The organism is Maribacter sp. BPC-D8, from assembly GCF_035207705.1.
Classification (GTDB): Bacteria; Bacteroidota; Bacteroidia; order Flavobacteriales; family Flavobacteriaceae; genus Maribacter.
The window spans coordinates 1,583,069-1,604,366 of sequence record NZ_CP128187.1 but is presented as its reverse complement, the minus strand read 5'-3'; the positions used below and the strand labels follow the sequence as shown (position 1 = coordinate 1,604,366).

Genomic DNA, 21,298 nt, shown 5'->3' with positions numbered 1-21,298 from the left:
TTTTAATTAATTCTAGTAGGATTTTAATATCAGGCTATTGTAACTCTTATATGCAATACTTGAATTTGATTATTAATTATGGAAACAGTAAAAGAGAAGAAAAAAGGTACAGATTCCAAGAAAACTATTAAGATTTCTGGAGCAGAGGCATTAATTCATTGTTTGTTGGCCGAAGGGGTCGAAACAATGTATGGCTACCCTGGTGGCGCAATTATGCCCGTCTACGATGAACTATATAAGTTTCAAGATAAGTTAACGCATATTCTTACAAGACATGAACAGGGTGCTACGCATGCTGCTCAAGGGTATGCTCGAGTTTCAGGTAAAGTCGGTGTTGCGATAGCAACTTCTGGTCCTGGTGCAACAAATTTAGTTACCGGTCTTGCAGATGCGCAGATAGATTCAACACCTATGGTCTGCATTACAGGTCAGGTTACTAGACAATTACTAGGTACCGATGCCTTTCAAGAAACTGATATTATTGGTATTTCTACTCCGGTAACTAAATGGAACTATCAAATTACTGAAGCTTCTGAAATACCAGAAGTAATGGCAAAAGCTTTTTACATTGCTAAATCTGGTAGACCAGGTCCGGTATTAATTGATATCACTAAAAATGCACAAATAGATGCCTTCGATTTCTCTTATGAGAAATGTACTGCTGTTCGTAGTTATAAGCCGTTTCCAAAACCGAAAATGAGTGCGATTCAGGCAGCTGCTGATTTGATCAACAGCGCCAAAAAACCATTTATCGTTTGGGGGCAAGGTGTTATTCTTGGTAAGGCAGAACAAGAACTGAAAGCTTTAGTTGAAAAAGCGGGTATACCTGCAGCTTGGACTATCATGGGAGCTTCGGCTTTAGATACTTCTCATCCACTAAATGTCGGTATGGTAGGTATGCATGGTAATTACGGACCAAACGTTTTAACGAATGAATGCGACTTATTAATTGCAATAGGTATGCGTTTTGATGATCGTGTAACTGGTAATTTAGATTACTATGCAAAGCAAGCCAAGGTAATTCACTTTGAAATTGACCCTGCAGAGATTAATAAGAATGTGCATGCCGATGTTGCTGTTTTAGGTAACTCAAAAGAAACTTTAGGGTTGTTATTACCATTGGTTAATGATAATAACCATGATGCTTGGCATAATATCTTTAAAGAGAAATATAAAATTGAGTTCGATACTATTATAAACAAAGACATTCACCCGACTAAAAATGGTTTGACCATGGGTGAGGTGATTGAAGAAATCAATTTAGCTTCAAATAATAAAGCAGTTATTGTTTCTGATGTAGGTCAGCACCAAATGATAGCTTGTAGATATGCCAAATTTTCCCAGTCTAAAAGTAATATTACTTCTGGCGGGTTAGGTACTATGGGCTTTGCTTTACCTGCCGCTATCGGTGCCAAAATGGGAGCTATGGAGAGGGAAGTGGTTGCTATCATTGGTGATGGTGGTTACCAAATGACTATTCAAGAATTGGGTGTAATTTTTCAACATAAAGTACCTGTTAAGATTGTTGTGTTGAACAACGAGCACTTAGGTATGGTTCGCCAATGGCAAGAGTTGTTCTTTGAGAAAAGATATGCATCTACCGTAATGGTGAATCCTGATTTTGTAAAAATAGCGGAAGGTTATAGTATTGAGGCAAAACGAATTTCTGAACGTAAAGATTTAAAATCTACAATTCAAGAAATGATGGCTTCTAAAGAAGCTTATTTTTTAGAGGTTAAGGTAGAACAAGAAGGTAATGTTTTCCCAATGATACCTTCTGGTGCTTCGGTTTCTGATGTTAGATTGAAATAAATAAGAGAAAAGAGCTATCTCATGAACGATACTAACATACAAGATATTCCGAAAATGCATACAGAGATTACTCGTAAATCTGAAGAAATCGGATTTACGATGCCCTCAGACTTGTACGTTGGTAGCTTTCTCAAAACTTTGATAGCATCTAAGCCAAAAGGTAGATTTTTAGAAATTGGTACTGGTATTGGTCTTAGTCTTTCTTGGATGATTGAAGGTATGGATGCTGATTCTAAATTGATATCCGTAGATAATGACCCAGCGTTAATTTCAATAGCTACAAGTTATTTTGGTAACGATGATAGGGTTGAGGTTATTTGTAAAGATGGTACCGATTGGATCAAGGAATATTCAGGTACAAAATTTGATTTGATTTTTGCAGATGCCTGGCCAGGTAAGTACAGTGAGATCGATGAGGTTTTAGATTTACTTCATGTTGGCGGATTTTACATTATCGATGATATGACAAAACAACCGAATTGGCCAGCTGGTCATGAGGATAATGTGATTGAATTGACGGCGTATTTAGAAAAGCGAGAAGATTTACAATTGACTAAAATGAATTGGTCAACAGGCTTAATTATGGCCGTAAAGAAATAATATAGATTAATTATAATGACACCATAAAATCCTCTTGTAAAGAGGAATAGGTAATTAGAGCTTATGGAAAATAAATGGTTTACAATATCGGTATATTCAGAAAACAATGTTGGATTACTGAACAGAATATCAGGTATATTTTTAAAGAGACATATTAATATAGAGAGTCTAAATGTTTCTAAATCAGAGATTGATGATGTTTCTAAATTTACGATTGTAGCACATACAACCGAAAAATGGGTGCATAATATTGTCGGTCAGATCGAGAAGCAAATAGAAGTTATAAAAGCATATTATCATACCGATGATGAGACTATATATCAAGAATCTGCTTTATTTAAAATAGCATCAGGACTCTTATTTGATGAACGTCAAATTCAGAACATCATAAAAGATAACAATGCACAGATCGTCACAGTATCAAGAGACTTTTTTGTTATCGCCAAAAGCGGTAGAAGAAATGAGATTGAAGAAATGTACGATCAATTAAAGCCGTATGGCATTATGCAGTTTGTACGCTCTGGCCGTATTTCGGTTACAAAAGATGAAATGAAAATTTCAGCGATACTAAAAGAATTTTAATAAAGAATCATAACAATAATCAAATAAAGTAAATACAAAATGGCCAATTATTTTAATACGCTATCATTAAGAGATAAATTAACGCAACTTGGAAAATGTCGCTTCATGGATTCGGCTGAGTTTGCAGATGGTGTAAATGCTTTAAAAGGCAAAAAAATTGTAATCGTAGGTTGTGGTGCTCAAGGTTTGAACCAAGGGTTGAACATGAGAGATTCTGGTTTAGATATTTCTTATACACTTCGTGATGCTGCTATAAAAGAAAAAAGACAATCTTTTGTAAATGCCTCTGAAAACGGATTCACAGTGGGTACCTACCAAGAATTGATTCCTACTGCCGATGTTGTAATTAACCTTACTCCAGACAAGCAACATACTGCTGTGGTTAGTGCGGTTATGCCTTTAATGAAAAAAGATGCTACACTTTCGTATTCTCACGGTTTTAATATCGTAGAAGAAGGTATGCAAATACGTGAAGATATTACGGTAATTATGGTTGCGCCAAAGTGTCCGGGATCAGAAGTACGTGAAGAATATAAAAGAGGTTTTGGTGTACCAACTTTAATAGCGGTTCACCCAGATAACGACCATCAAGGTAAAGGACTAGAGCAAGCGAAAGCTTATGCTGTAGGTACTGGTGGTGATAGAGCAGGTGTTTTAATGTCTTCTTTTGTTGCTGAAGTAAAATCAGATTTAATGGGAGAGCAAACTATTCTTTGTGGTTTGTTGCAAACAGGTTCTATTCTTTGTTTCGATAAAATGATTGAGAAAGGAATTGATGCTGGTTATGCTTCTAAACTGATTCAATACGGATGGGAAACTATTACTGAAGGAATGAAGTACGGTGGTATTACACATATGATGGACCGTCTTACTAATCCTGCTAAAGTAAAGGCTTTTGAATTATCCGAAGAGCTAAAAGATATTATGCGTCCGTTGTTTCAAAAGCATATGGATGATATTATGACAGGTCATTTCTCAAAAACGATGATGGAAGATTGGGCAAATGATGATAAGAATTTATTAACGTGGAGAGCTGCAACAGGTGAAACTGCTTTTGAGAAAACACCTGCTGGTAGTCAAGAAATTACAGAACAAGAATTCTATGACAACGGTGTGTTAATGGTTGCTATGGTAAGAGCTGGTGTTGAATTGGCTTTCGAGGCAATGACAGAATCTGGTATTATCGCTGAATCTGCATACTACGAGTCTTTACATGAAACTCCGTTAATTGCAAACACAATCGCGCGTAAGAAATTGTTTGAAATGAACCGTGTTATTTCTGATACAGCTGAATATGGTTGTTACCTTTTTGATCATGCTTGTAAGCCTTTATTAACTGACTTCATGAAAGGTATTGATACTGATGTTATTGGTACAAACTTCTCTGGAAATATCGATAATGACGTTGATAATGCACAGTTAATTGCAATAAACAAAGCGTTACGTACGCATCCGGTAGAAATCGTTGGTACACGTTTACGTGAGTCAATGACGGCAATGAAGCCTATCGTATAGTTTTATAATCTTTTATAGATATACCGATTGTCCGGTTAAGTTCATTCTGAGAAATATGACCCTATATGGGTTGTGGTTTTACAAGAAGTGTTCTTAAGCGGACAATTTAGGTTTCGTACGAGTTATAAAATTTTTAATAATAGAAAGTATTTAATATGAAAGGTACAAAGCCAGCATATTTTCCTAAATTAGATGATGTTTTAAAAGCTGCACAGACCATTTCTGAAATTTCAGAGGTTACTCCGCTAACAGAAAGTATTCGTTTGTCTAAACAGTATAACTGTCAAGTTCGTTTAAAGCGCGAAGATTTGCAACGCGTACGTTCTTATAAAATTAGAGGTGCTTTCAACAAAATAAGCTCTTTAACCGAAGAAGAACGAGCAAAAGGTGTTATTTGTGCCAGTGCAGGTAATCATGCACAGGGTGTGGCTTTTGCTTGCTTTCATTTAAAAATTAAAGGGACTATTTATATGCCTTCGGTTACGCCTAAGCAAAAAATAGAACAGACTAAACTGTTCGGTGGCGAATGGGTTGAAATAGTTTTAGAAGGTGATACTTTTGATGATGCTTCTTTGGCTGCTAGAACGTATGGTGATAAACAAGGGAAGATATTTGTACACCCGTTCGATGATCCTAAAATTATTGAGGGTCAGGCTACTGTTGGACTTGAGTTAATTTCACAATCAAAAACTCCAATAGATTATCTTTTTGTGTGCATTGGTGGTGGAGGTCTAGCATCTGGACTCATTAGTGTTTTTAGTGAGCTTTCGCCGGATACAAAAATTATTGGAGTTGAACCTAAAGGTGCTCCATCCATGAAAACTTCCATAGAAGCAGGTAAAGTAGTTGCGCTTGATCATATTGATAAATTTATTGATGGTGCAGCGGTCAAAAAAGTAGGTAGTTTGACCTATGCCATCTGTAATTATTATCTAGATAATATGATTACGGTCGACGAAGGCAAAGCATGCCAAACTATTCTAGATCTCTATAATAGAGACGCTATAGTTGTTGAACCTGCTGGAGCTTTATCGATTGCAGCTTTAGATGATTATAAAGATGAAATTGTTGGCAAGAATGTAGTGTGTATTATTGGCGGAAGTAATAATGACATCACTAGAACGGCTGAAATTAAAGAACGAGCATTGCTTTATGGTAAACTCAAACATTACTTTATTATTCGTTTTCCGCAGCGACCTGGTGCCCTAAAAGAGTTTGTGGTTGATATTTTAGGTCCAAACGATGATATTACCCATTTCGAGTATTCTAAGAAATCGAGTAGAGAAAATGCGCCGGCTGTTGTAGGTATAGAATTAAAGAATACAGAGGACTTGAAACCTTTGGTAGAACGCATGAAATCTAACAATTTCTATGGAGAATATATAAATGACAAACCAGACTTGTTTGAATATTTGGTTTAAACTACTTTTAATATAACAGATTCAATTTCTAGTTATTTTAGAAATCAATCTATAATACAATTATCAATCATAGTGCAAAATAGAAAATGAAATGAGCGATATTAAAATTCCTGAAGAATTTAAAATAACATCAACTATAGATCAAAGACATTATTTGGTCAACGGAGAATTAAAAGAATGGAAAGGAGATACCACAGAGGTATATTCTACCATTTCTTCAACAAAAGAATATAAGCCAACCCTATTAGGTAGTATTCCAGATTTACAAGAAGCAGAAGCTTTAGATGCTTTAAACGGAGCATTAAAGGCGTATGATAAGGGAAAGGGAATTTGGCCAACCATGCATGTGAAAGACCGTATTGAATGTATGGAGGTTTTCGTTACAAAAATGAAGACCAAAAGAGAAGAAGTGGTTAAATTGTTAATGTGGGAAATTGGTAAGTCTTTACCAGACTCTCAGAAAGAATTTGATCGTACTGTTGAATATATTGAAGATACCATTGAAGATTATAAGCAGCTAGATCGAGATGCCGCTAAGTTTACGAAACACGATGGTGTGTATGCGCATATTAAAAGAGGACCGTTAGGTGTTGTTTTATGTTTAGGACCTTATAACTATCCGCTAAATGAAACTTTTGCATTGTTGATTCCTGCAATTATTATGGGGAACACAACCATCTTTAAACCTGCAAAGCATGGTGTTTTATTAATTACGCCGCTTTTAGAAGCTTTTCAAACTAGTTTTCCAAAAGGGGTGGTTAATGTAATTTTCGGTAGAGGTAGAACTGTTGCTGCGCCAATTATGCAAACAGGTAAAGTAGATGTACTTGCTTTAATAGGTAATAGTAAATCTGCAAATGCCCTACAAGAGCAGCACCCTAAAAGTAACAGACTACGATTGGTACTTGGTTTAGAAGCTAAAAACCCGGCGATTATTTTACCAGATGCTGATTTAGATTTAACTATAAATGAATGCTTGGCTGGTACACTGTCTTTTAACGGGCAACGTTGCACGGCATTAAAAGTGGTGTATGTTCACGAAGAAATTAGATCAAAATTCAATGAAAGCTTCGCTAAAAAAGTCGATGAGTTAAAATTTGGAAATCCGTGGGAAGATGGGGTGAAATTAACTCCGTTACCTGAACCTGGTAAACCAGATTATATTCAAGAATTAATTGATGATGCGGTTTCAAAAGGAGCTAAAATATTGAATAAAAAAGGAGGAAAGCGTTTCGATAACTATATATGGCCTGCAGTTCTATATCCGGTAACGAAAGACATGCGTGTGTACCAAGAAGAGCAATTCGGACCCATTATACCCATCGTACCTTTCACTGATATCGAAGAACCTTTAGATGATATGGCAGAAAGCAACTATGGCCAACAAGTAAGCTTGTTTGGTAAAGATGTGTATGCGCTTTCTCCATTAATAGATACGTTGGTGAACTTAGTCTGTCGTGTGAATTTAAATAGTTCTTGCCAAAGAGGACCAGATGTATACCCATTTACCGGTAGAAAAGATTCTGCACAAGCAACCTTAAGTGTTCACGATGCATTACGCTCGTTCTCAATTAGAACTTTTGTAGCATTTAAAGACAACGACTTGAATACTGAAATTATTCAGAATTTATTAGAAGCTAAGCTTTCTAATTTTGTAAGTACTGATTATATATTATAAAAGTCTTTTATTTAGACTATCAAAAAAAACCTCTCCTATTAATTAGGGGAGGTTTCTTTTTTACAGTTGCTACTAATCTCATTCGCTCTTTCTAAACCTGTGTAAGGGTAATATGGTATCGTTTGTTCTTCTTCGTTGAATAATATAATGGCACGTTCAACATCTTCGCAATAGGGAGTGATAGATTTACCAAAGAATTTGGCTGTTCCCATATCCCATTCTGTTTTTCCTAAAAGTACTCTTGGGTTGTTTGGTGCTATGGCTTGTGCTTTTTTATAGATTGCTATGTTTTCACCCGATAATGTCATTCCGTATTTTGCACCGTCAAAAGCAATGTATGCTGTATTTAAAAGGGCATAAGAAATCATTATTTCTGGGTTGTCTTTTGATATTGACGATGCGTTATCTAGAAACCCTTTTGCTCTGGTTAGTTTGGTAGTTAGCAGTGCTTCATCTTTTAATCCAAAACTGCTTACTATTTCAATTAATCCTGCATAATATGATGGTAACCAATTATCAGTTTCTACAGATGCGATTCTTTCAAATAGTTGCACGGCTTCTGTATTCTTTTGTTGCTTCCATAATGCAAATGCATCATTCATCCCTTTTTCATAAGGTGTTTGCGCAGTTAAGCTAAGTGTGAAAATAAACGTGGCAATTAGTAGTACTGATTTCATGATGTATAGTTTTTTGATGTTATTTATTGTTATTCAAATATCTTTCTATTCCATTGTTTTTGATAAAATAGATGACCCAGTTGTAGGTTCTTTGTATTGAATTGTAATTTTTAAAGGTTATCTAGTTGATTGTCATCTTTATTGTCACTTATCGTCCAAAAGAAACCAATGAAAAAGAAGCGGTCTGCAGCAGGTGTAATTGTTCTTCTATCAAACATTCCATCTGTATTTGCTTGGTTTGCGTATTGGTAACCGTTTACATTTTGAGTTCCTAATACGTTACTCACAGATAGATATAATATTTTCTGCGGACTGATTAAGTAAGCATAGTTGGCATTTAACGAATTGAAGCTTTTGGCCTGTTCCGTTAAGAATCCTCCTTTGTTAGGGTCGGTATAGCTGCGGCCAGAAGCATAATTATAACTCAACCCTACTTGACTTTTCCAATCTTCTATCCAGCGTTTAACTACTAAAGAGGCATTATGTTTTGATGCAAAATCAGGCGTTGCACTTGTTGGGTAGTTCTGGTAATTCCTTTCAGTATCTAAGTAAGAGTACGACATCCAATACTCTGTGTTTTTAATGGTTTTATTATCTCTCCAGAAAATATCCAAGCCTTTTGCATATCCATTTCCAGAGTTATTATATGTAGAAGTTGATAGTGCGAACGGAGTATCATATTTTACTAAGTCTCCGTAATTTTTGTAGTATGCTTCAGCTCTAAAAATCTGTTTGTTTTTTACATACTGATAGTTGGCAATATAATGGGTTGTATTCTCGGCTTTGAAATCAGAATTATACTTTAAGTAATCGTTCTTCGGGTTTTGAAAGAACTCACCATATGCTAATGAGAATTGCGAGTTTGAGCCGGCTTTGTATGCTAATGATAATCTTGGTGAAATATTAAACTCTTGCAGTAACTCAGAGTATTCTCCTCTAATCCCAATCTTAGTGGCAAATTTTTTGGAGAAGAAAATATCGGTCTCAATAAAACTGCTGAAAATATTATTATCGAATTCAAATTCATTTTCAAAGCTAGTATCTTGGTAGTCTTCTGTAAAGTTGGTAACGAAGTATTCTGCCCCAAAGTTGAGTTTATAGCGACTAGAAAAGAACTTTTTAAATGCGATTTTTAGATGTGCTGAGTTTTCAATATCCGTAATGTTAGAATCATTATATTTTATTTCAGAACGGTCATTTGCAAAACTAATACCTGTGGCAATGCTCCAGTCTTTTTCTAAGAAATCTTGGTAAGAGGAGTTGATGTATAGATTTCTATTTTTAAGTCCGAAGCGAATACCATCTGCTTCATTAATATCTTCTTGTGTTAAGTCAAAATTTACTGAACTATAGGCGCCATAAACCTTTAGTAATCCGTCGTTATTAAATTTATATCGATACACAGCTTCTCCACCGACAGATTCTATTGGCTTATGCCATTCATTGTTGTCAGGATACAGATTTTGATAAGGCGCTAAATTTATATAAGATGTGTTTAAACTCAGAGAACTCTTCTTCCATTTTTGGGTATTCCCAAGTCCTAGTCCGACTGTCATTATTGAAATTTCAGTTTTTTCTTCTTGTGGTTCACTTATACTATTTAAAAGTAGAACACTTGATAATGCTTGCCCGTATTCGGCTGAGTAACCACCTGTAGAGAATGTAATGCCTTTAAATAAGAAAGGAGATAATCTACCTCTAGACGGAATGTTATTTGCAGAAGGGGAGTAGGGCGTAAATACACGCATACCATCGACAAAAATTTGAGTTTCTTCTGCATCGCCACCTCTAACAAATAATCGACCATCTTCTGCAACGTTAGATGTGCCTGGTAATGTTTGTAATGCTCCCACGAAATCACCAAGTGCTCCTGCTGTGGTTACAATATCTAGGGGTTTTAACGCAGTTACCTTGGCATTATCTCCGGCATTGAATGTTCCTGCATTTACGGTTACGGCATCTAAGGTATTTACATCATCTTTTAGTTTGATGATAATGTTTTGAAAGTCAGTTACATCAGCTGCTTTGGAATACGATTCAAATGAAATAGATGATGCAATCAAAGTTTGTGTACCAGTGGTAGCAGTTTCAAAAGAGAATAGCCCTTCATCATTGGTTGCGGTACCATCATAAGTTCCTTTTAGATAAATATTTGCACTCATTATGGGCATTCCTTGTTGGTCAATGACTTTACCTGAAATAGTTGATTGAGCAAATAAATTGCAGCAGAAAAGTGTAAGTAATAAGAATAATAGCGTCTTCATTGTTGATTGTGTTTTTGATTGATATCACAAATATGAATCGTAAATGAAGGTTTGTATAAAATGATTTCCTCAGTTGTAGATTCTTTCAACTGAATTGTAATTAATAACGGAAATCACCTATTTGAGAAGGGTAATTATTAACATAAATATGACAATCGATGATTGATATAACTGGCATATTGGTTTTAACTTTGCCTTTTTAAATTAGCAGTGTAGCAGTCATAGATTATAAATTGAATTTTAAAAGTATAAGTTATGGATACTATAAAATCAAATAAGAAAGCACTATTTGCTTTGGCTATTGGAGGTTTCGGTATTGGACTTACCGAGTTTGTTATTATGGGAATTCTGACAGAAGTTTCAGGTTCTTTAGGTATTACAATTCCGCAAGCGGGTCACTTTATTGCAGCCTATGCATTAGGTGTAGTAGTGGGCGCGCCATTATTAACAGGTTTAGGGTCAAAACTTACGCCTAAGAAAATGCTGTTCCTTTTAATGATATGGTTCACGGTATTCAATACCTTATCTGGTCTTGCTACTGGTTATAACAGTTTGTTGTTTTTGAGATTTCTATCGGGTATACCACACGGTGCATTTTTTGGAATTGGTGCTGTAGTTGCGACAAAGTTGGCAAAGAAAGGGAAAGAAGCACAGTCAATTGCGATAATGTTCTCGGGTCTTACGGTTGCAAATGTAATTGGTGTTCCCATCGGCACTTATTTAGGTCAACAATTTAGTTGGAGCGTTTCTTTTTACTTAGTAGGTTTTGTTGGGTTATTGGCATTAGGCAGTATTTATTTGTGGATGCCAAAAATTGGAGTAGATAAAACTGAAGAAAAAGTATCGGTTATGAAAGGACTGAAAAACACCGAGCTTTGGGCGATGATTGCATTAACTACTATTGGTACTGGAGGATTTTTTGCTTGGTACAGTTATGTAGCTCCATTAATTACTGATGTAGCTGGTTTGCCAAGCTATGTTGTAGGGTATGCAATGATGTTAGCTGGTTTAGGTATGGTTGTAGGTAACTTTTTAGGAGCTAAAATGGCAGATTGGTTTTCTCCATTGAAAGCGGTAATGATTAGTTTATCTGTTATGGGCGCAGTTTTAATAGTGAACATGTTAATCGCTACTAACCCGTATTTATTAATGGCAATGACTTTTTTAATAGGGGTAATTTCTTTTACAGTTTCTGCACCTATACAAATGGCAATTATAAAAACATCAAAAGGGTCAGAAATGCTCGGATCTTCTATGAACCAAAGTGCATTTAATATGGGTAATGCTTCAGGTGCCTATTTAGCTGGTCTACCAATCGCATTCGGTTATGGTATTGTGTACACCAGTTTAGTAGGTGCTGTATTGGCATTTTCGGGTGTATTGATAGCAGTTGCGATTTTGATAGTAAGAAAGAGAAAAGAAATTAAACACAAAAAAATGGCGATGAGCTGTTAAGGTCTAGGCAGTATATTTATTTAAAAGGAACTTGAATCTCAAGTTCCTTTTTTTTACCCAAATATTTAGGTGTACACTTATTATCGATTTTCTTTCTTGCCTTATTATCAGTTCATTTGGATGTTAAATTTTTCATTTTACGTAGTTCATCGGTAATTTTATTCATTTTATCACGTTGTTAGAGAACCAAAACTTACAATGCTGTGTTACGTACCAAACTATTTCTTGGAGCCATAATAATGGTTCTACTACTATTTGTTCTTACGGCTTCTTCATTTAAGCCAGAACACTCTAAAGCGATTATCGCTGATCCTAACCCTGTTAAAACTCTTGCAGAGAAAAGGGAGATTAAACTCTATAACATTCGTCAAAAAGCATTGAACGATGCTTTAACTGATTATTTTAATAAAGCTATTGCCTCGGGTGATATTGTTGGGGCAGGAGTAAGTATTGTTAGTGGAGATTCTGTTATTCTTTCTGATGGATATGGTAAAAGAAGTTTCAACGGTAAAGAAACTGTTGACGGAGAAACCTTGTTTAGATTAGGTTCTATCTCAAAAGGATTTACAGGAATTTTAGCTGCTAACTTAGAAAGTGAAGGTAAATTACACTTTAATGATAAAGTGGCTGATTATTTGCCAAACTTCCATTTTGGAAATCAACAGAATACACAGAAAATTGAAGTAGCTCATTTACTTTCTCATACTACAGGAACTCCGTATCACAGTTATACAGATTTAGTAGAGGCTGGTTACACCATGTCATCTATTAGTGAGAAGTTCGATAAAATAAACCCAATTGCAGCACCTGGTGCACAATATAGTTATCAAAATGCAATGTTTTCTGTAGCACAAGAAGTGATGTTAAAAGCTACGGGAAAAGATATACAAACGCTATTAACGGATAAATTCTTTGCTCCGCTAGGTATGAATTCCGTTTCTATGGATCATAAAACATTGATGAGCAATGAGAATATTGCTTTGCCTCATATTAGAAGAGGACATAGTTTTAGAACTGTTTTACCAAGAGATAATTATTATAACGCAATTGCGGCTGGTGGAATTAATGCCAATTCTACGGATATGGCAAAGTGGATGCGTTTCTTATTAGGTCACAATCCTGATGTGATGTCTAAAGCTGCTATGGCACAAGTATTCAAACCTTTTGTAGAATTAAATGGACATCGCAAATATTATCAAAAATGGCCGGGACATGTGAAATCTGGTTACGGATTCGGATGGAGAATACATACCATAAAAGAGAACGAAAAGGCAGCCGAAGAAACAATCTGGCATCATGGTGGTAGTGTAAACAACTACAGAAATGAAATTGCACTTTTTCCAGATTCTGATTTAGGAATTTGCGTGTTGATTAACGGACCATCGAAATTGGTGAAAACCGTAATTCCTGATCTACGAGCAATAGTAAAGAGCATTTATCAGCAAGAAATAGCAATAGCGACAAGTATATAACTGTTCTGTAACTATCAGATATAAAAAATCCCTTTAATCATTGATTAAAGGGATTTTTATTTTCAAGTATATTTCTTAAATGTTGCTAGCTAACCAATCGCCAACTTCACTTGTTTTATAACTTTTACCACCATCGGCAAGATCTTCGGTAACATATCCTTCAGCTAAAGATTTGTTTACTACACGTCTAATTTCCTCCGCTTCTTCTGTCATATTCATGTCTTCAAAAAGCATTGCTGCAGAAAGTACTGTAGCTAGTGGATTAGCGATGTCTTTACCAGCAGCTTGTGGGTAAGAACCGTGTATTGGCTCGTATAAAGATACTTTGCTACCAACAGAAGATGAAGGCATAAGTCCCATAGAACCTGCAATTACAGAAGCCTCATCGGTTAAAATATCTCCGAATAAGTTGGCTGTAATAATTACATCATACCCTTTTGGCCATTGAATTAAACGCATGGCAACTGCATCGATAAACTCATAAGATACTTCCACTTCTGGATAATCTTTTTCCATCGCTTGTACGGTCTCTCTCCAAAGTCTAGAAGATTCCAATACGTTGGCTTTATCAACACAACATAATTTTTTAGAACGCTTCATTGCAAAATCAAAGCCTTTTTTAGCTAATCTTTCGATTTCAAAACGTTGGTAGGTCATAGTATCAAATGCCGTATTACCGTCATCTTTTCTTCCACGCTCACCAAAATAGATGCCACCAGTTAATTCTCTTAAGATAATTAAATCGGTACCTTCAATACGTTCTCTTTTTAAAGGAGATTTATCGATAAGTGATGGGAATGTAAATGTTGGTCTTACGTTGGCAAACAAACCTAATTTTTGTCTCATTTTCAACAATCCCTGCTCCGGACGAACTTTTGCAGATGGATCATTATCAAAGCGCGGATGACCTATAGCACCAAAAAGAACTGCATCGGCATTGGCACAAATTTCATGTGTTTCATCTGGGTAAGGTTCTCCGACAGCATCAATTGCAGCGGCACCAGTTAAAGCTGGTTTCCAAGTAATATGATGTTCGTACTTTTTAGCAATTGCATCACATACTTTTACTGCTTGATCAATTACTTCAGGTCCGATACCATCACCGGCTAATAAGGCAATATTTAATTTCATTTGATGTGTTTGTATGTTGCTCGTATTTCGTCATTGCGATGTACGAAGCAATCTGTTTAATTTATTTTCAATTTTAACTCGTGTGTCAAATTTTGACTAATCTTTTTATGTTCTTTAAGTCGTAAAATACTTTTGCGCACAGCGCTCAGCGCCTAAATAATATTCAACATCTTCTCGGTAGCTTTAATAGCGCTAACTGTTTGGTCAGAATCTAAACCTCTTGATGTAAATTCCTTTCCATCCAATTCCCAAGTAATAACCGTTTCGCATAATGCATCAGATGTACTTCCTGGTGGTATTCTCACTGCATAATCGGTCAATTTTGGTAACGGAATATTCTTTGCCAAGTACACTTTTTTAAGAGCATTCATAAAAGCATCATACTGTCCGTCGCCTTGCGAATGTGCCTCAATAACTTTTCCATCTATTTCTACAGATAGGGTAGTGGAAGGCATTAATCCCATGGCATGAGTAAGTACGTACGATTTTATAAATACCTTCTGCTTATAATCTGCAGTATCTAAAACATCAGAAATAATAAAAGGAAGGTCATCTTTTGTAACGCGTTCTTTTTTATCTCCTAACTCAATAATACGAGCGGTAACTTTTTTTAGCTCTTCATTGTTTAATGTTAAGCCAAGTTCTTGCAGGTTTTTTTGAATATTCGCTTTGCCCGACATTTTACCTAATGCATACTTACGTTTTCTTCCAAAACGTTCAGGCATTAGGTCACTAAAGTATAAGTTGTTTTTACTATCGCCATCGGCATGTATACCGGCAGTTTGGGTAAATACATTATCTCCAACAATAGGTTTGTTAGCTGGTATGGTAAACCCTGTAAAGGCAGATACCAACTTACTTACTTTATATAAAGAGGTCTCGTTTACACTAATCTCTACTTCTGGCAGAAAATCATTAATAACAGCTACGGCACTTGCCATAGGTGCGTTACCAGCTCTTTCGCCCATTCCGTTTACGGTAAGGTGTAAACCATGGCAGCCAGCTTTTACAGCTTCCATAATATTCGCTACGCCTAAGTCGTAATCATTATGTCCGTGAAAATCGAAATGTAAATTTGGGTATTTTTCTACTATTTCAGACAAATACGCATACGTTTCGGTGTGCGTTAAAATGCCTAATGTATCTGGCAGTAATATTCTCTTTACATTCTGAGTGGATAGAAAATCTAGAAACTCAAAAACATATTCTTTTGAATTTCGCATTCCGTTACTCCAATCCTCCAAATAGATATTATTAATAATACCCCTTTCAGTGGCTTGTTTAAAAATTTCGGCGATTTCAGAAAAATGTTGCTCGGGAGTTTTCTTTAACTGATACTTCAAATGGTTCATTGAACCTTTGGTCAGTAAGTTTTGAGAAATCGCTCCAGATTTCTGCATCCAATCTAATGAAATACCTCCATCTACAAAAGTTAGTACTTCTACACGTTCTAAATAACCTTTTTCACCAGCCCATTCGGTAATCTTCTGAACAGCTTCAAGCTCTCCATCAGAAACGCGAGCAGATGCAATTTCAATTCGGTTTACTTTTAGTTCTTCTAAAAGTAATTTTGCCAAGGTCAGTTTTTCTGATGCAGAAAAGGATACGCCTGAAGTTTGTTCACCATCCCTTAGGGTGGTATCCATTATTTCTAACTTTCTTTTTTTCATGTGTTCTAAATGCCATTTTTCAAATCGAAAAATGGCATTGGGTTAGTTAACGTAAATGCTTTGTATTGTTTTGATATATGAGTTTATAACGGAGTACTCTCTGCGAATGTCTCAATATCTTTTTTGATGTTCAATAAATAATCGATATCATCAAAACCGTTAAGCATGTTGTTCTTCTTATAGCCATTAATATCAAAAGATTCACTTTCGCCTGTAGTTAGTAAAGTGATTTTTTGTTCAGGTAGGCTAATTTCTAATTCTGTAGAAGGGTCAGCTTCAGTAGCATCAAAAATTTTCTGTAAAAACTCAGCACTTACTTGTACCGGTAATACACCAATGTTAAGACAGTTACCTCTAAAGATATCTGCGAAGAAACTTGAAACTACACATCTAAATCCGTAATCATAAACTGCCCAAGCAGCATGCTCACGAGATGATCCCGAACCAAAGTTTTTACCACCTACTAATATTTTGCCACTGAACTTATCTTGGTTCAAAACAAAATCTTCTTTTAAAGTATTGTCTTGGTTGTAACGCCAATCTCTAAAAAGGTTGTCGCCAAAACCAACACGCTCTGTCGCCTTTAAAAATCGTGCAGGTATAATTTGATCTGTATCTACGTTTTCTATTGGTAAAGGAACCGCAGTTGAAGTTAATATGTCGAATTTATCGTATGCCATTTTTTATAGCTTTTTGCTCATGGGTGTTAGCCATTAGCTTGTATTATTTTAATTGTTGTTTTGCTAAAAGCCTAGGGCTAATAGTGAAAGGCAAACTTGTTATACAAGTTCAACCATTAATTCTCTTGGATCGGTTACTTTACCGGTAACGGCAGCTGCAGCAGCAACTAACGGACTAGCTAATAACGTTCTTGATCCAGGTCCTTGTCTTCCTTCAAAGTTTCTGTTCGATGTACTTACCGCTAATTTACCAGCAGGTACTTTATCATCATTCATTGCCAAACAAGCAGAACAACCAGGCTCACGAAGTTCAAAACCAGATTCGGTTAAAATATCAAGTATACCTTCTTCTTTTATGGCCGCTTCAACTTTGTGCGATCCAGGAACCAACCATGCCGTAACATTGTCAGCTTTCTTTCTTCCTTTTACAATAGATGCAAAAGCTCTAAAATCTTCTATACGACCATTGGTACAACTACCAAGAAAAACGAAATCAATCGATTTACCCATCATACTATCACCTTCATTGAAATCCATATACTTCAATGATTTTTGGTAGGTTGTGGCGCCACCTTGTACATCAGATGCCATCGGAATATCATTAGAAATTCCCATTCCCATACCTGGGTTGGTACCATATGTAATCATAGGTTCAATTAACGAACCATCAAAAGTTAATTCTTTATCGAAAATGGCATCTTCATCGGTATATAATGTTTCCCAATATGCCATTGCCTTATCCCAATTTACACCTTTAGGTGTAAACTCGCGATCTTTTACATATTCAAATGTCTTTTCATCAGGAGCGATCATACCACCACGGGCACCCATTTCTATACTTAGATTACAAACGGTCATACGACCTTCCATACTCATGTCTCTAAAAATTTCACCAGCATATTCTACGAAATACCCAGTTGCACCAGAAGTCGTTAATTGAGAAATAATAAATAAAGCAACATCTTTAGGTGTAACCCCTTTGCTCATTTTACCATTAATATTAATACGCATTCTCTTTGGCTTAGGCTGCATAATACATTGTGTAGCCAATACCATTTCAACTTCAGATGTACCAATACCGAAAGCAATTGCACCAAAAGCACCGTGCGTAGAAGTATGTGAATCTCCACATACAATAGTAGCACCTGGTTGGGTAATACCGTATTCAGGACCTACAACGTGTACAATACCATTTTTTGCATGACCTAGTCCCCAATAAGAAATACCATATTCATTGGCATTTTCTTCTAACATTCTTAACTGGTTTGCAGAAAGTGGATCTGCAACCGGCAAATGTTGGTTAATAGTTGGTGTGTTATGGTCAGCTGTTGCAAATGTTTTCTCAGGATGCATAACAGGTATATTTCTGTTCTTAATTCCTAGGAAAGCAACAGGACTTGTTACTTCATGTACCATGTGTCTGTCAATAAACAGAACATCTGGACCATCTTGTATTTTATGTACTACGTGGGAATCCCACACTTTGTCAAATAATGTTTTTGTTGCGCTCATATTCTTTCTAATGTAAGTACAACAAATCTATTAAAAACAAGGGTTTCTCAGAAATTAACACACTTGAAAAATACGATGTTCAAAATGTATTTATCTGGTAGTTTTAAAATATTCAGCATTTTTTTTCGTTTTGAACAAAGTGAATTTCATAATTCAAATCATACATAGTTATAATGAAAAACCATCATATTTTTTTCGTTTACATCATGCTAGTTAGTAGCGTGATTTTATTAATATTTGGCGGGTCGCAACTTTATCAAAAGTTGAAAATTGAAAAGTCTGGAATTCAGACAGAAGGTGTAATTACTGAATATCTTTCAAAAACAAAAAGTTCACAAGCAATTTTTGGTAGTAAACAGCTAGTATACTCACCTTCATTTTCATTTGTTACAAAAGATGATTTTGAGTTTACCTTAAACAAGGGTAATTATCAAGATTTTAAACCTTATGAAATAGGAGAAAGTGTACTTTTAAAATATGATATTGATGAGCCCAAAAATGTTTATATAGCTAATCAGTATCTATGGAAATTTAGTTCATTACTTGTCACGATAGCTTTTATATTGTTCGTTGTTTCAATTTATGAACTTCAGACACGAATTAAAAATTAGTCTAAATTAATGTCTCTTTTTTAGCCTTTTAGAAGCTAAATATCGGTTTTGATTTAGTAATCTTTATTAACTAATATACGTCCATATATTCTTATGTTTCACCAACTGGGCATACATATGTCTAATAATTAGATTCTCTGGTTTACTTAAAGATGGGTCTTCTTTTAGTAATTGTAATGCGTAGTATCTAGCAGATTTTAGAATGTCATTATCCTTAACAATATCGGCTATTTTTAGATTTAATAATCCGCTTTGTTGTGTACCCATAATATCTCCTGGTCCGCGTAGTTTTAGATCTACTTCTGCAATTTCGAATCCGTCATTGGTAGCGACCATGGTTTCTAGTCTTGTTTTAGCTTCTGCAGATAGTTTATGGCTTGTCATTAGAATACAAAAACTCTGATCAGCACCGCGCCCAACACGACCACGTAATTGATGCAATTGCGAAAGACCGAAACGTTCGGCACTTTCAATAATCATTACAGATGCATTTGGTACGTTAACGCCAACTTCAATAACGGTGGTAGCAACCATTATTTGTGTTTCTCCTCGCACAAATCGGTTCATTTCATACTCTTTGTCTGCCGGTTTCATTTGCCCGTGAACAATAGAAATTTGATATTTTGGCTGTGGAAAGTCACGCGCAATACTCTCATAGCCATCCATTAGATCTTTATAGTCCATGGCTTCAGATTCTTGAATTAAGGGGTAGACAACATATATCTGTCTACCTTTTTCAATCTCGTCTCGTATAAATGCAAATACCTTTAATCTATTGGCGTCATAGCGGTGTACAGTTTTTATAGGTTTACGCCCAGGTGGTAATTCATCTATGACAGAGATGTCTAAATCACCATACAAACTCATGGCCAATGTTCTAGGTATTGGTGTTGCCGTCATTACCAGTATGTGCGGCGGAAACTCATTTTTATGCCACAATTTAGATCGTTGGGCTACACCAAAACGATGCTGCTCATCAATAATAGCGATGCCTAAGTTCTTGTATTTTACTTTATCTTCTAAAAGGGCATGAGTACCAATTAAGATGTTTAGTTCTCCGTTTTCTAATTGTTCATGAATAGGTTTTCGTGCCGATTTTTTGATGGAACCTGTTAATAATGCACAAGTAATCTCCGTTCCTTCTAACAATTCAGAAATGCCTTGATAATGCTGATTGGCAAGAATTTCTGTGGGAGCCATTAAGCAAGCTTGAAATCCGTTATCAATAGCCAAAAGCATCGTCATTACGGCAACAATGGTTTTACCCGATCCTACATCACCCTGCAGTAAACGGTTCATTTGAGCATTGCTACCAAGGTCTGCACGAATTTCTTTAATTACTCGCTTCTGTGCTCCGGTAAGCTCAAAAGGTAATTTATTAGAGTAAAAATCTTTAAAATAGTCACCCACTTCATTGAAAGGAAAGCCTTTAATTTTTTTCTTTCGAGATACATTTTTACCTATCAGCTGAAGTTGAATATAGAATAACTCTTCAAACTTTAAGCGGAATTGTGCTTTCGCCAATAACTCTTGACTTTTAGGGAAATGTATATTGAATAATGCTTCCGGTTTTGGTAGTAACTTTAAGTCATGCAGTAATTTATCCGAGAGGCTTTCAGAAAATTTACCGTTCATCTCAATAAAAAGCTGTTGCAACATTTTACTGATTACCTTATTTGTTACGCCTTTATTACTTAGTTTTTCGGTAGATGGGTATACGGGTTGCATATACACTTTTGTGCCTTGTTCATGTGCAGACAAGGGTTCCATTTCTGGGTGTGGCATTGAAAATGTGCCATTATACCAATTACATTTTCCGAAGATTACATAAGGTATGTTCAGTTTAAGATTTTCTCGCAACCATTTTTGTCCCCTAAACCAAACCAATTCTATTTCACCGGTATCATCTTTAAAACGGGCTACTAAACGCGAACCCTTCTTTTGTTCAACTGTTTTTAAGTGAACTACTTTACCAATTATTTGAACATCGGCACTGCTACGTTGTAGCTGACTTATTTTATAATATTGGGTTTTATCGATATATCGATTGGGGAAAAGATTCAGCAAATCTTGACAGGTTTCTATCCCCAATTCGGACTTTAAGGTTTCAGCCCTATTTGGACCAACACCTTTAAGATATACAACAGGAGTTTGCAAGAAGTTTGCGTTCATGGCACTAAAATAGCGATAAGCCCCTTAATCCCCAAAGGGGAAATAT

The 21,298-nt window shown here is 35.7% G+C and carries 16 protein-coding genes; 9 read left to right on the top strand and 7 right to left on the bottom strand.

Annotated elements, in window-relative coordinates; translation table 11 throughout:
* Positions 1 to 78 precede the first annotated feature (78 nt).
* The 6 genes from ilvB to QSV08_RS07280 all read left to right on the top strand — a co-directional run bounded on the left by ilvB (position 79) and on the right by QSV08_RS07280 (position 7,608).
* Entirely contained in the window at positions 79 to 1,812 is a 1,734-nt protein-coding gene (ilvB, locus tag QSV08_RS07305) for a biosynthetic-type acetolactate synthase large subunit (RefSeq protein ID WP_324027745.1), read from the top strand.
* A 21-nt stretch (positions 1,813 to 1,833) separates the two neighbouring features.
* Positions 1,834 to 2,412: an O-methyltransferase gene (locus QSV08_RS07300; RefSeq protein WP_324027744.1), complete on the top strand. Its 579-nt coding sequence runs from the start codon at positions 1,834 to 1,836 to the stop codon at positions 2,410 to 2,412.
* A gap of 63 nt (positions 2,413 to 2,475) precedes the next feature.
* Positions 2,476 to 2,994 (top strand): acetolactate synthase small subunit, encoded by a 519-nt coding sequence (gene ilvN, locus QSV08_RS07295; RefSeq protein WP_324027743.1) that lies wholly within the window; start codon positions 2,476 to 2,478, stop codon positions 2,992 to 2,994.
* Between the two features lie 39 nt (positions 2,995 to 3,033).
* Positions 3,034 to 4,509, top strand: coding sequence for a ketol-acid reductoisomerase (gene ilvC, locus QSV08_RS07290; RefSeq protein ID WP_324027742.1), 1,476 nt, complete (start codon positions 3,034 to 3,036; stop codon positions 4,507 to 4,509).
* 155 nt (positions 4,510 to 4,664) lie between these two features.
* A complete protein-coding gene (ilvA, locus tag QSV08_RS07285) occupies positions 4,665 to 5,930 on the top strand; it encodes a threonine ammonia-lyase (RefSeq protein ID WP_324027741.1) in 1,266 nt (421 codons plus the stop codon).
* 91 nt (positions 5,931 to 6,021) lie between these two features.
* A complete protein-coding gene (locus tag QSV08_RS07280) occupies positions 6,022 to 7,608 on the top strand; it encodes an NADP-dependent glyceraldehyde-3-phosphate dehydrogenase (RefSeq protein ID WP_324027740.1) in 1,587 nt (528 codons plus the stop codon).
* A 38-nt stretch (positions 7,609 to 7,646) separates the two neighbouring features.
* Here the strand turns inward: QSV08_RS07280 and QSV08_RS07275 are convergent, their stop codons facing one another.
* Both QSV08_RS07275 and QSV08_RS07270 read right to left on the bottom strand, forming a co-directional pair.
* Positions 7,647 to 8,285, bottom strand: coding sequence for a tetratricopeptide repeat protein (locus QSV08_RS07275; protein WP_324027739.1), 639 nt, complete (start codon positions 8,283 to 8,285; stop codon positions 7,647 to 7,649).
* A 110-nt stretch (positions 8,286 to 8,395) separates the two neighbouring features.
* Positions 8,396 to 10,549 carry a TonB-dependent receptor gene (locus QSV08_RS07270; protein WP_324027738.1) on the bottom strand — a complete coding sequence of 718 codons (2,154 nt, stop codon included), beginning with the start codon at positions 10,547 to 10,549 and terminating at the stop codon, positions 8,396 to 8,398.
* A 255-nt stretch (positions 10,550 to 10,804) separates the two neighbouring features.
* On the opposite strand from QSV08_RS07270, the gene QSV08_RS07265 reads away from it, so the two are divergent.
* Together QSV08_RS07265 and QSV08_RS07260 are read left to right on the top strand one after the other, a co-directional pair.
* The gene (locus QSV08_RS07265) at positions 10,805 to 12,004 is read left to right on the top strand and encodes an MFS transporter (RefSeq protein ID WP_324027737.1); all 1,200 of its coding nucleotides are present in this window, start codon (positions 10,805 to 10,807) and stop codon (positions 12,002 to 12,004) included.
* Positions 12,005 to 12,207: 203 nt separating this feature from the next.
* Entirely contained in the window at positions 12,208 to 13,476 is a 1,269-nt protein-coding gene (locus tag QSV08_RS07260; protein ID WP_324027736.1) for a serine hydrolase domain-containing protein, read from the top strand.
* A gap of 75 nt (positions 13,477 to 13,551) precedes the next feature.
* Here the strand turns inward: QSV08_RS07260 and leuB are convergent, their stop codons facing one another.
* The 4 genes from leuB to leuC all read right to left on the bottom strand — a co-directional run bounded on the left by leuB (position 13,552) and on the right by leuC (position 18,469).
* A complete protein-coding gene (gene leuB, locus QSV08_RS07255; RefSeq protein WP_073246739.1) occupies positions 13,552 to 14,607 on the bottom strand; it encodes a 3-isopropylmalate dehydrogenase in 1,056 nt (351 codons plus the stop codon).
* Between the two features lie 152 nt (positions 14,608 to 14,759).
* Positions 14,760 to 16,277, bottom strand: a complete 1,518-nt coding sequence (locus tag QSV08_RS07250; RefSeq protein WP_324027735.1) for an alpha-isopropylmalate synthase regulatory domain-containing protein — start codon at positions 16,275 to 16,277, stop codon at positions 14,760 to 14,762.
* A gap of 83 nt (positions 16,278 to 16,360) precedes the next feature.
* Entirely contained in the window at positions 16,361 to 16,957 is a 597-nt protein-coding gene (gene leuD, locus QSV08_RS07245) for a 3-isopropylmalate dehydratase small subunit (protein ID WP_324027734.1), read from the bottom strand.
* A 99-nt stretch (positions 16,958 to 17,056) separates the two neighbouring features.
* Positions 17,057 to 18,469, bottom strand: coding sequence for a 3-isopropylmalate dehydratase large subunit (leuC, locus tag QSV08_RS07240; RefSeq protein ID WP_324027733.1), 1,413 nt, complete (start codon positions 18,467 to 18,469; stop codon positions 17,057 to 17,059).
* 173 nt (positions 18,470 to 18,642) lie between these two features.
* Here leuC and QSV08_RS07235 point away from each other — a divergent pair, with 173 nt between their 5' ends.
* Positions 18,643 to 19,080: a DUF3592 domain-containing protein gene (locus QSV08_RS07235; protein WP_324027732.1), complete on the top strand. Its 438-nt coding sequence runs from the start codon at positions 18,643 to 18,645 to the stop codon at positions 19,078 to 19,080.
* A 66-nt stretch (positions 19,081 to 19,146) separates the two neighbouring features.
* On the opposite strand, the gene recG is transcribed toward QSV08_RS07235, so the two are convergent.
* Positions 19,147 to 21,252 (bottom strand): ATP-dependent DNA helicase RecG, encoded by a 2,106-nt coding sequence (recG, locus tag QSV08_RS07230; RefSeq protein ID WP_324027731.1) that lies wholly within the window; start codon positions 21,250 to 21,252, stop codon positions 19,147 to 19,149.
* Between the last annotated feature and the right edge of the window lie 46 nt (positions 21,253 to 21,298).

Excerpts from the sequence above, each read along its gene's own strand:
- QSV08_RS07280 (WP_324027740.1), top strand. The coding sequence starts at position 6,022 with ATGAGCGATATTAAAATTCCTGAAGAATTTAAAATAACATCAACTATA.
- QSV08_RS07250 (WP_324027735.1), bottom strand. The coding sequence starts at position 16,277 with ATGAAAAAAAGAAAGTTAGAAATAATGGATACCACCCTAAGGGATGGT.
- ilvN (WP_324027743.1), top strand. The coding sequence starts at position 2,476 with ATGGAAAATAAATGGTTTACAATATCGGTATATTCAGAAAACAATGTT.
- QSV08_RS07275 (WP_324027739.1), bottom strand. The coding sequence starts at position 8,285 with ATGAAATCAGTACTACTAATTGCCACGTTTATTTTCACACTTAGCTTA.
- ilvB (WP_324027745.1), top strand. The coding sequence starts at position 79 with ATGGAAACAGTAAAAGAGAAGAAAAAAGGTACAGATTCCAAGAAAACT.
- QSV08_RS07270 (WP_324027738.1), bottom strand. The coding sequence starts at position 10,549 with ATGAAGACGCTATTATTCTTATTACTTACACTTTTCTGCTGCAATTTA.
- ilvA (WP_324027741.1), top strand. The coding sequence starts at position 4,665 with ATGAAAGGTACAAAGCCAGCATATTTTCCTAAATTAGATGATGTTTTA.
- leuB (WP_073246739.1), bottom strand. The coding sequence starts at position 14,607 with ATGAAATTAAATATTGCCTTATTAGCCGGTGATGGTATCGGACCTGAA.
- ilvC (WP_324027742.1), top strand. The coding sequence starts at position 3,034 with ATGGCCAATTATTTTAATACGCTATCATTAAGAGATAAATTAACGCAA.
- recG (WP_324027731.1), bottom strand. The coding sequence starts at position 21,252 with ATGAACGCAAACTTCTTGCAAACTCCTGTTGTATATCTTAAAGGTGTT.
- QSV08_RS07300 (WP_324027744.1), top strand. The coding sequence starts at position 1,834 with ATGAACGATACTAACATACAAGATATTCCGAAAATGCATACAGAGATT.
- leuC (WP_324027733.1), bottom strand. The coding sequence starts at position 18,469 with ATGAGCGCAACAAAAACATTATTTGACAAAGTGTGGGATTCCCACGTA.
- QSV08_RS07265 (WP_324027737.1), top strand. The coding sequence starts at position 10,805 with ATGGATACTATAAAATCAAATAAGAAAGCACTATTTGCTTTGGCTATT.
- leuD (WP_324027734.1), bottom strand. The coding sequence starts at position 16,957 with ATGGCATACGATAAATTCGACATATTAACTTCAACTGCGGTTCCTTTA.
- QSV08_RS07235 (WP_324027732.1), top strand. The coding sequence starts at position 18,643 with ATGAAAAACCATCATATTTTTTTCGTTTACATCATGCTAGTTAGTAGC.